8 protein-coding genes are annotated in these 8,113 nt (G+C 61.0%); 5 read left to right on the top strand and 3 right to left on the bottom strand.

Features of this window, described 5'->3' with window-relative positions; all coding sequences use genetic code 11:
- Positions 1–67: 67 nt before the first annotated feature.
- The gene (locus ACW9IR_RS27625; protein ID WP_457465788.1) at positions 68–805 is read right to left on the bottom strand and encodes an HvfC family RiPP maturation protein; all 738 of its coding nucleotides are present in this window, start codon (positions 803–805) and stop codon (positions 68–70) included.
- 4 nt (positions 806–809) lie between these two features.
- Positions 810–1,649 (bottom strand): HvfB family MNIO-type RiPP peptide maturase, encoded by an 840-nt coding sequence (locus ACW9IR_RS27620; protein WP_457465787.1) that lies wholly within the window; start codon positions 1,647–1,649, stop codon positions 810–812.
- A gap of 416 nt (positions 1,650–2,065) precedes the next feature.
- On the opposite strand from ACW9IR_RS27620, the gene ACW9IR_RS27615 reads away from it, so the two are divergent.
- Together ACW9IR_RS27615 and ACW9IR_RS27610 are read left to right on the top strand one after the other, a co-directional pair.
- Positions 2,066–3,112, top strand: coding sequence for a class I SAM-dependent methyltransferase (locus ACW9IR_RS27615; protein ID WP_110720542.1), 1,047 nt, complete (start codon positions 2,066–2,068; stop codon positions 3,110–3,112).
- 55 nt (positions 3,113–3,167) lie between these two features.
- Entirely contained in the window at positions 3,168–4,010 is an 843-nt protein-coding gene (locus ACW9IR_RS27610; RefSeq protein ID WP_457465785.1) for an NAD-dependent protein deacetylase, read from the top strand.
- A gap of 200 nt (positions 4,011–4,210) precedes the next feature.
- On the opposite strand, the gene ACW9IR_RS27605 is transcribed toward ACW9IR_RS27610, so the two are convergent.
- On the bottom strand, positions 4,211–5,098 hold the full coding sequence (locus ACW9IR_RS27605) for a LysR substrate-binding domain-containing protein (protein ID WP_457465784.1): 888 nt from the start codon (positions 5,096–5,098) through the stop codon (positions 4,211–4,213).
- Positions 5,099–5,390: 292 nt separating this feature from the next.
- Between ACW9IR_RS27605 and ACW9IR_RS27600 the strand changes: the two genes are divergently transcribed.
- From ACW9IR_RS27600 to ACW9IR_RS27590, 3 genes are read left to right on the top strand one after another with little or no spacing between them, the layout of a single operon-like run.
- Positions 5,391–6,089 (top strand): CoA transferase subunit A, encoded by a 699-nt coding sequence (locus ACW9IR_RS27600; protein ID WP_007919568.1) that lies wholly within the window; start codon positions 5,391–5,393, stop codon positions 6,087–6,089.
- Between the two features lie 24 nt (positions 6,090–6,113).
- Positions 6,114–6,779, top strand: a complete 666-nt coding sequence (locus tag ACW9IR_RS27595; protein WP_007919566.1) for a CoA transferase subunit B — start codon at positions 6,114–6,116, stop codon at positions 6,777–6,779.
- Positions 6,780–6,790: 11 nt separating this feature from the next.
- Positions 6,791–7,972 carry an acetyl-CoA C-acetyltransferase gene (locus tag ACW9IR_RS27590; protein WP_102902762.1) on the top strand — a complete coding sequence of 394 codons (1,182 nt, stop codon included), beginning with the start codon at positions 6,791–6,793 and terminating at the stop codon, positions 7,970–7,972.
- Positions 7,973–8,113 lie beyond the last annotated feature (141 nt).

Raw genomic sequence — 8,113 nt, 5'->3', positions numbered from 1 at the left:
CAGAAAAGTAGTGCCTTATAGGACGCCATCGCGAGCAGGCTCACTCCTACAATGGCTTGCTATCCATTCAAGCTATGCCGATCACCTGGTCCTCATGCATCTGCCGCAACAACACCAGGCCATTGTCCATGAACGAATTGCTGGCGAGCTGCCCGGCCTCCTGCGCCAGAGCTTGCAACTGCTCGCGCCCCGTCAATGGCGCAAACTCAGTGATGCGCTGCAGCAAGCGCCAGGCCAGCGGACTCAGCTCGGAAAACTTCACACTCCAGTCCGCCGTACGCCGCACCAGCAACAGCGTCGGTTGCGCCGGTGGCGTGGCGGGTTGATGGTGCGGATCAAGTTCATGCACCGGCCACACATACGCCAACGGCAAAGCCAGCGCCGAGATCAGCAACGGGCGTTCCAGCAATAACGCCGGATCGGTCGGCGGCAGCGCTTGGGCATCAGATTGCTGCAAAATCATCTCCACCCATTCGTAATGCGCCAGCTCTAGCAGAAACCCCGGCCACTGACCTTCGTGCAACACCTGCGGTTGCGTGGCCAGATAGTCGAGAAAGGCTTCGGCAATCTCGCCGAACTTTGGTGTCTGCGCCCGCCAGTCACGCAAAAAGCCGCGCACCAGCAAACCCCAGCGTTGCTCACCGATGATGCGGATCAACACCGGAAACGTGCCGCTCAACAGTTGCGATACGTTGTTGAACACCAGATCGCGATAGACGTTAACCCGCGCCGCATTCATTTCGGCCGGTGGCGATTGATGTTCGGGATCACGCAAATACCGGGTCAGTGCCTGTTGTTGCAACATCAGGTTATCCACGATGGCTACCCTCCGCTTGCAAGTGGCGAATGGTCTGCAACTCGACGACCAATTCGGAAAACGCCGGAAAGTTGAAATCCCGCTCGAGCAAGGTCGGCTGCGCGCCAAACCGCGCATAGGCCTCGGCCAGCAGTGACCAGACCTGCGGTTTAACCGAGGCACCGTGGGTATCGATTTTCAACGTATCAGACTCATCGAAATGCCCGGCCACATGCATGCCGACCACCCGGCCCGGCTCGATGCCGGCGAGGAAGGTTTGCGCGTCGAAGCCGTGGTTGATCGCATTGACGTAGACATTGTTGACGTCCAGTAGCAGGTCGCAATCGGCCTCGCGCAGCACGGCATTGGTGAAGGTCACTTCGTCCATGTCCTGGCGCGGGGTGGCGTAGTAGGAGACGTTTTCCACGGCCAGACGCCGACCAAGAATGTCCTGAGCCTGACGGATTCGCGCGGCGACGTGGCGCACTGCCTCTTCGGTGAACGGCAACGGCAGCAAGTCGTAAAGATGCCCGTCATCACTGCAATAACTCAGGTGTTCGCTGTACAGCGGCACGTTGAAACGGTCGAGAAACACCCGGACCTCCTGCAAGAACCCGACATCCAGCGGCGCCGACCCGCCAAGTGACAGCGACAAGCCGTGACAGGACAACGGATAGCGTTCGGCCAGTTCACGCAACGCCGCGCCATGGGCACCACCGACGCCGATCCAGTTTTCCGGAGCGACTTCGAGGAAGTCGAAATCGCCGCTGCGGGCAGCTTGCAGGTCTTTGAGCAAGCCACGGCGCAGGCCGAGGCCGACGCTGGGTTGCGTTGATGATTGAGGAATTTGCATGGGGAAACCTCGATGGATGGGTCTACCCAGTGGAATCGACGCCTGTATCACGGCTGTGTGCGCCCACCCGGACAATTGCCGCCCCGTGTATCCCCCGCTGCCGCGATACACAGTGATACACAGTCCTCATCAAACACCGAACCCTGTGGGAGCTGGCTTGCCAGCGATGGCGTCGACACAGCCAATGACCTTGGTGCCTGACACACCGCTATCGCTGGCAAGCCAGCTCCCACAGGTATTTCAGTGTTCACAAATACAGCGTCTCACCCAGACCGGGGCTAGACTCTTTTATGACCCAGTCGAGGGGGCCGCAGGACGTCAGCCGTGCCCTGCCCAACTCCGTGACCACCGCCCGGTGGCGCACGCCTCGACCTTCGACGCCGCCGGACCGTGATCCTGTTTCAGGAGCACACATGATGGACGAGGCGAAGCTCAACCAATTCATGGGCAAACTGGTCAACGACATGGGCGGCGCGGCGATGCTGGCCAATGTCATCGTCGGCGAAGAACTCGGCTTGTACCGGGCCATGGCCGACAGCCAGCCGATCAGTGCCGATGCCCTCGCCGCCAAAACCACCTGCAATCCGCGTCTGGTGCGCGAATGGCTTAGCGCTCACGCGGCGTCCGGCTATATGGAGCATCACGACGGCCAGTTTCGTTTACCGGAAGAACAGGCGCTGGCGTTGGCCGTCGAGGACTCGCCGGTTTACGTCGCCGGCGGCCTCGGCGTGGTGGCGTCGTTTTTCCACGACAAGGACAAACTGGTCAAAGCCATGCGCGGCAACGGCGCCCTGCCTTGGGGCGACCACCACCCGTGCATGTTCACCGGCACCGAGCGATTCTTCCGGCCCGGCTACAAAGGCCACCTGATCGCCGAATGGCTGCCGGCGCTGGATGGTGTGGTGGCGAAACTCGAGGAAGGCGCCAAAGTCGCCGACATCGGCTGCGGCCATGGCGCCTCAACGGTGATCATGGCCCAGGCGTTTCCCAACTCGCGTTTCGTCGGCTACGACTATCACGCACCGTCGATCACTGTCGCCACCCAACGCGCCGAGGAAGGCGGGGTCAGCAGCCGGGCGAAGTTCTTCCAGGGCTCGGCGAAGAGCTACCCCGGCAACGACTACGACCTGATCTGCTATTTCGACTGCCTGCACGACATGGGCGACCCGGTCGGCGCCGCCCGTCACGCCTATGACTCGCTGAAAGACGACGGCACCGTGTTGCTGGTCGAGCCATTCGCCAACGACACGCTGGACGACAACATCAACCCGGTCGGACGGCTGTTCTATGCGGCCTCGACGTTTATCTGCACACCGAACTCGCTGTCGCAGGAAGTCGGCCTCGGCCTGGGCGCGCAGGCGGGGGAAATGCGTTTGCGCAAAGTGTTTGTCGAGGCCGGGTTCAAGCACTTCCGCCGGGCTACGCAAACACCGTTCAACCTGATTCTGGAGGCACGCAAGTAACCCGCGCGGGTCGCGTGCTAACCTGCTGGCATCGTCCTTATCCGGAGCGCTGACCATGCTCGACAGCCCGACCCGCGAACACCTCGACACGCTCCAGCAAGTGATGGCGGACGGCGATTTCCTCGTATTGACCGGGGCCGGTATCAGCACGCCGTCGGGCATTCCGGATTACCGCGACAGCGACGGTGTACGCCGTGGGCGGCAACCGATGATGTATCAGGAGTTTCTGGCCGCCCCCGAATCACGCCGCCGCTATTGGGCACGGGCCATGCTCGGTTGGCCGAGGGTGCGTCAGGCGCAGCCGAATGCGGCTCATGAGGCATTGGCCGGTTTGCAGCGCCATGGCCTGATCAGCAACTTGATCACCCAGAACGTTGACACCCTGCACGATCAGGCCGGCAGTCAGGACGTCATTGAGCTGCACGGCAGCCTGCATCGCGTTCTGTGTCTGGATTGCGGTCAGCGCAGCGAGCGCGATTCGATTCAGCAATTGATGGAATTGCACAATCCGTATCTGGCCGGGGTCGATGCGATGCAGGCACCGGACGGCGACACCCTGCTCGACCCGGCGTTCGAAGCACGTTTTCAGGTGCCGCAGTGTCCGCATTGCGCTGGCGAGCGGATGAAACCGGACGTGGTGTTTTTCGGTGAAAACGTCGCGCAGCCCACGGCGGCTCGGGCGATGGCGGCGGCAGAAAATGCGGCGGGGATGTTGGTGGTGGGGTCTTCGTTGATGGCGTATTCGGCGTTTCGTTTGTGCCGGGTGATTGCCGATCGTGGCAAGCCGTTGATTGCGATCAATCTGGGCAAGACCCGCGCGGATGATTTGCTGGATTTGAAGATTGAAGCGTCGTGTGAACAGCTTTTGCCGTTGTTGGTGGAAGTGCTGGATCGGTGAGTTGCTGCACTTTGTGCTCGACTCAGGACCCCAGCCCCTCACCCTAGCCCTCTCCCAAGGGAGAGGGAACTGACCGAGTTGTCAGGACTGAATACTGCGACCTGAAAATGCTGAGTCGAGCTCACAATCTGAATAACCCACGATCAGCTCCCTTCCCCCTCGCCCCCCTGGGGGAGAGGGTTGGGGTGAGGGGGTAAATCTCACAGTCGCCCCAGATCTTCAGCCTTGAGAATATCGAACAACGCCTGCGCCGCTGCCGACAGTTCATTGCCCGGCTCGGTCAGCACGCCGATGGCCCGCTCCACCGAATCATCCAGCGTCAGACAGTGGGCACCCAGCTCTTGCATCTGCTCGGCGCACAACGCCGGGACGGCACTGACGCCCAGACCGCTGGCGACCATGCGCCCGACGGTCGCCAATTGATGGCTTTCAAACTCCACCGGCAACTTCATGCCCCGCGCCTGTAAGTGCTCTTCGAGCATCACCCGCACCGTCGAGGGCCGCTGCAAGGTAATAAACGGCTCCTGCAGCAACGTTTGCCAATCGATCACGCCGCGCTGCGACAACGGCGAATCCTTCGACACCACCGCGACGAAGCGATCCGTGTACAACGGCGTAAACGTCATTGAAGTGTTCTGCATCGGCTCGAACGCCACGCCCAGTTCAACCTGGCGATCCCGAACCATCTCCAGCACTTGCTCGTTGATCACGTCGTTGACCGTGACATTGACGTTCGGATAACGCGCACGAAAGGTCTTGAGGATCGGCGGCAGCAGGTTACCGGCAAACGACGGCATCGCCGCCAGCGTCACCCGCCCGCGCTGCAAGCTGAAGCGTTGGCGCATTTCGTCTTCGGCGTTGTCCCAGTCGGCAATCAGCCGTCGAGCCAGTGGCAGCAAGGATTCGCCTTCGGCCGTCAGCGCGACGTTGCGTGTATTGCGGCTGAACAGGCGCCCGCCGAGGCCCTCCTCCAGCGCTTTGATGGTCAGGCTCAACGCCGATTGCGACAGGTGCAGGCGCTCGCAAGCCACGGCGAAACTCAGGCTTTGAGCCACGGCGAGGAAGGCGCGGATCTGTTTGATGGTCATGCTCGCTTCGCTCCAGTTGTAAGCTACAAGCGTTAAGCGGCAAGCCATGATGATCGTTCCCACGCTCCTGCGTGGGAACGCAGCCCGTGACGCTCCGCGTCACTGGACGCGGAGCGTCCCTAGAGGCATTACCACGCGGAGCGTGGGAACGATCAAAGCAGCACGCCATAACGCGACTATTGAGCTTTATCAATCAATCGACCTTAAAAATCAACTTAACAAATATATCCACCAGCGCGACACTCCAACCATTCGGCTAGCCAGCCGCCCGCAAATAATAAAAGAGGTGCATATGGCAGGTTTCGACAAGCGCGTGAGTTCCTACGAGGAAGCCCTGGCCGGGCTTGAGGACGGCATGACCGTCATCGCCGGCGGCTTCGGTCTGTGCGGCATTCCGGAAAACCTGATCGCCGAGATCAAACGCAAAGGCACCCGCGACCTCACCGTCGTCTCCAACAACTGCGGCGTCGACGGTTTCGGCCTTGGCGTACTGCTCACCGACCGTCAGATCAGCAAAGTCATCGCCTCTTATGTCGGCGAGAACAAACTGTTCGAAGAGCAACTGCTCAAGGGCGACATCGAAGTCATCCTGACCCCGCAAGGCACCCTCGCTGAGAAGATGCGCGCAGGCGGCGCCGGCATTCCGGCCTTTTTCACCGCCACCGGCGTTGGCACACCGGTCGCCGAAGGCAAGGAAGTGCGTGAATTCAAGGGTCGCAAGTACCTGATGGAAGAATCCATTACCGGCGACTTCGCCATCGTCAAAGGCTGGAAAGCCGACCACTTCGGCAACGTCGTCTACCGTCACACCGCGCAGAACTTCAACCCCCTCGCCGCCACCGCCGGCAAGATCACCGTGGTTGAAGTGGAAGAAATCGTCGAACCCGGCGAACTCGATCCATCGCAGATCCACACCCCGGGCATCTACGTCGATCGGGTCATTTGCGGCACGTTCGAAAAACGCATCGAACAGCGCACCATCCGCAAATAATTCAGGCTGACGGAGAACAAGAACATGGCACTTACCCGCGAACAAATGGCTCAGCGCGTCGCCCGCGAAATGCAGGACGGCTTTTACGTAAACCTCGGCATCGGCATTCCGACCCTGGTCGCCAACTACATTCCCGAAGGCATGGAAGTCATGCTGCAATCGGAAAACGGCCTGCTCGGCATGGGCCCGTTTCCGACCGAAGAGACCATCGACGCCGACATGATCAACGCCGGCAAACAGACCGTGACCGCGCGCATCGGCGCGTCGATTTTCAACTCCGCCGAATCCTTCGCGATGATCCGTGGTGGCCATGTCGACCTGACCGTGCTCGGCGCGTTCGAAGTGGACGTCGAAGGCAACATCGCTTCGTGGATGATCCCCGGCAAACTGGTCAAGGGCATGGGCGGCGCCATGGATCTGGTGGCTGGCGCCGACAACATCATCGTAATCATGACCCACGCATCGAAGGACGGTGAGTCGAAACTGTTGGCCAAATGCAGCCTGCCGCTGACCGGCGCGGGCTGCATCAAGCGCGTGCTGACCGACCTCGCCTACCTGGAAATCGAAAATGGCGCTTTTGTCCTCAAGGAACGCGCACCTGGCGTCAGCGTCGAGGAAATCGTCGCCAAAACCGCTGGTAAACTGATCGTCCCGGATCACGTACCGGAAATGCAGTTCGCTGCCCAGTGAGGAATTCGAAAATGCAAGACGTCGTAATTGTTGCCGCCACGCGTACCGCGATCGGCAGTTTCCAGGGCTCCCTGGCCAGCGTTTCCGCCGTTGATCTGGGCGCGGCGGTGATCCGCCAGTTGCTCGAGCAGACCGGGCTGGACGGTGCACAGGTTGATGAAGTGATCATGGGCCAGGTGTTGACCGCCGGCGCCGGCCAGAACCCGGCGCGTCAGTCGGCGATCAAGGCTGGCCTGCCTCACGCTGTGCCAGCGCTGACCCTGAACAAGGTCTGTGGTTCGGGCCTCAAAGCCCTGCACCTCGGCGCGCAGGCGATCCGTTGCGGCGACGCTGACGTGATCATCGCCGGCGGTCAGGAAAACATGAGCCTGTCCAACTACGTGATGCCGGGCGCACGCACCGGTCTGCGCATGGGCCACGCACAAATCGTCGACACCATGATCAGCGATGGTCTGTGGGATGCGTTCAACGATTACCACATGGGCATCACCGCCGAGAATCTGGTCGACAAATACGAGATCAGCCGTGAGCAGCAGGACGCCTTCGCTGCCGCCTCGCAGCAGAAAGCCGTCGCCGCTATTGAGGCCGGTCGCTTTGTCGATGAGATCACCCCGATCCTGATCCCGCAGCGCAAAGGCGATCCGGTTGCGTTCAAGGTCGACGAACAACCACGCGGCGATACCACCGCCGAATCCCTGGCGAAACTGCGCCCGGCGTTTAAAAAGGACGGCAGCGTCACCGCCGGCAACGCCTCGTCGCTGAACGACGGCGCCGCTGCGGTGATTCTGATGAGCGCGGAAAAAGCCAAATCCCTCGGCCTGCCGGTTCTGGCAAAAATCGCCGCCTACGCCAACGCCGGCGTTGATCCGGCAATCATGGGCATCGGCCCGGTGTCGGCCACCCGCCGCTGCCTCGACAAGGCTGGCTGGAACATCGACCAGCTCGACCTGATCGAAGCCAACGAAGCCTTCGCCGCGCAATCACTGGCGGTGGCCAAGGATCTGCAATGGGATCTGGACAAGGTCAACGTCAACGGCGGCGCCATCGCGTTGGGCCATCCGATCGGTGCATCGGGTTGCCGCGTGCTGGTGACCCTGCTGCATGAAATGATCAAGCGTGATGCGAAAAAAGGTCTGGCGACCCTGTGCATCGGCGGCGGTCAGGGTGTGGCGCTGGCGCTGGAACGCGCATAACCAGAGTTCAACAGTGAATGGCGGATCCACGACATCCGCCGTTTGCTGGCAACAAAAACCCGGTGCGACTTGCGTTGCACCGGGTGTTTTTTTGCCCATCGAAAATCCGCTTTGTATGTTCGGGCCCCTTCGCGAGCAAGC

The organism is Pseudomonas sp. SDT291_1_S447 (assembly GCF_054070155.1).
Note: the sequence above shows the minus strand (reverse complement) of the source record. Positions and strands in the feature narration are given on the sequence as shown.

Excerpts from the sequence above, each read along its gene's own strand:
- ACW9IR_RS27595 (WP_007919566.1), top strand. The coding sequence starts at position 6,114 with ATGGCACTTACCCGCGAACAAATGGCTCAGCGCGTCGCCCGCGAAATG.
- ACW9IR_RS27605 (WP_457465784.1), bottom strand. The coding sequence starts at position 5,098 with ATGACCATCAAACAGATCCGCGCCTTCCTCGCCGTGGCTCAAAGCCTG.
- ACW9IR_RS27600 (WP_007919568.1), top strand. The coding sequence starts at position 5,391 with ATGGCAGGTTTCGACAAGCGCGTGAGTTCCTACGAGGAAGCCCTGGCC.
- ACW9IR_RS27615 (WP_110720542.1), top strand. The coding sequence starts at position 2,066 with ATGGACGAGGCGAAGCTCAACCAATTCATGGGCAAACTGGTCAACGAC.
- ACW9IR_RS27625 (WP_457465788.1), bottom strand. The coding sequence starts at position 805 with ATGTTGCAACAACAGGCACTGACCCGGTATTTGCGTGATCCCGAACAT.
- ACW9IR_RS27610 (WP_457465785.1), top strand. The coding sequence starts at position 3,168 with ATGCTCGACAGCCCGACCCGCGAACACCTCGACACGCTCCAGCAAGTG.
- ACW9IR_RS27620 (WP_457465787.1), bottom strand. The coding sequence starts at position 1,649 with ATGCAAATTCCTCAATCATCAACGCAACCCAGCGTCGGCCTCGGCCTG.
- ACW9IR_RS27590 (WP_102902762.1), top strand. The coding sequence starts at position 6,791 with ATGCAAGACGTCGTAATTGTTGCCGCCACGCGTACCGCGATCGGCAGT.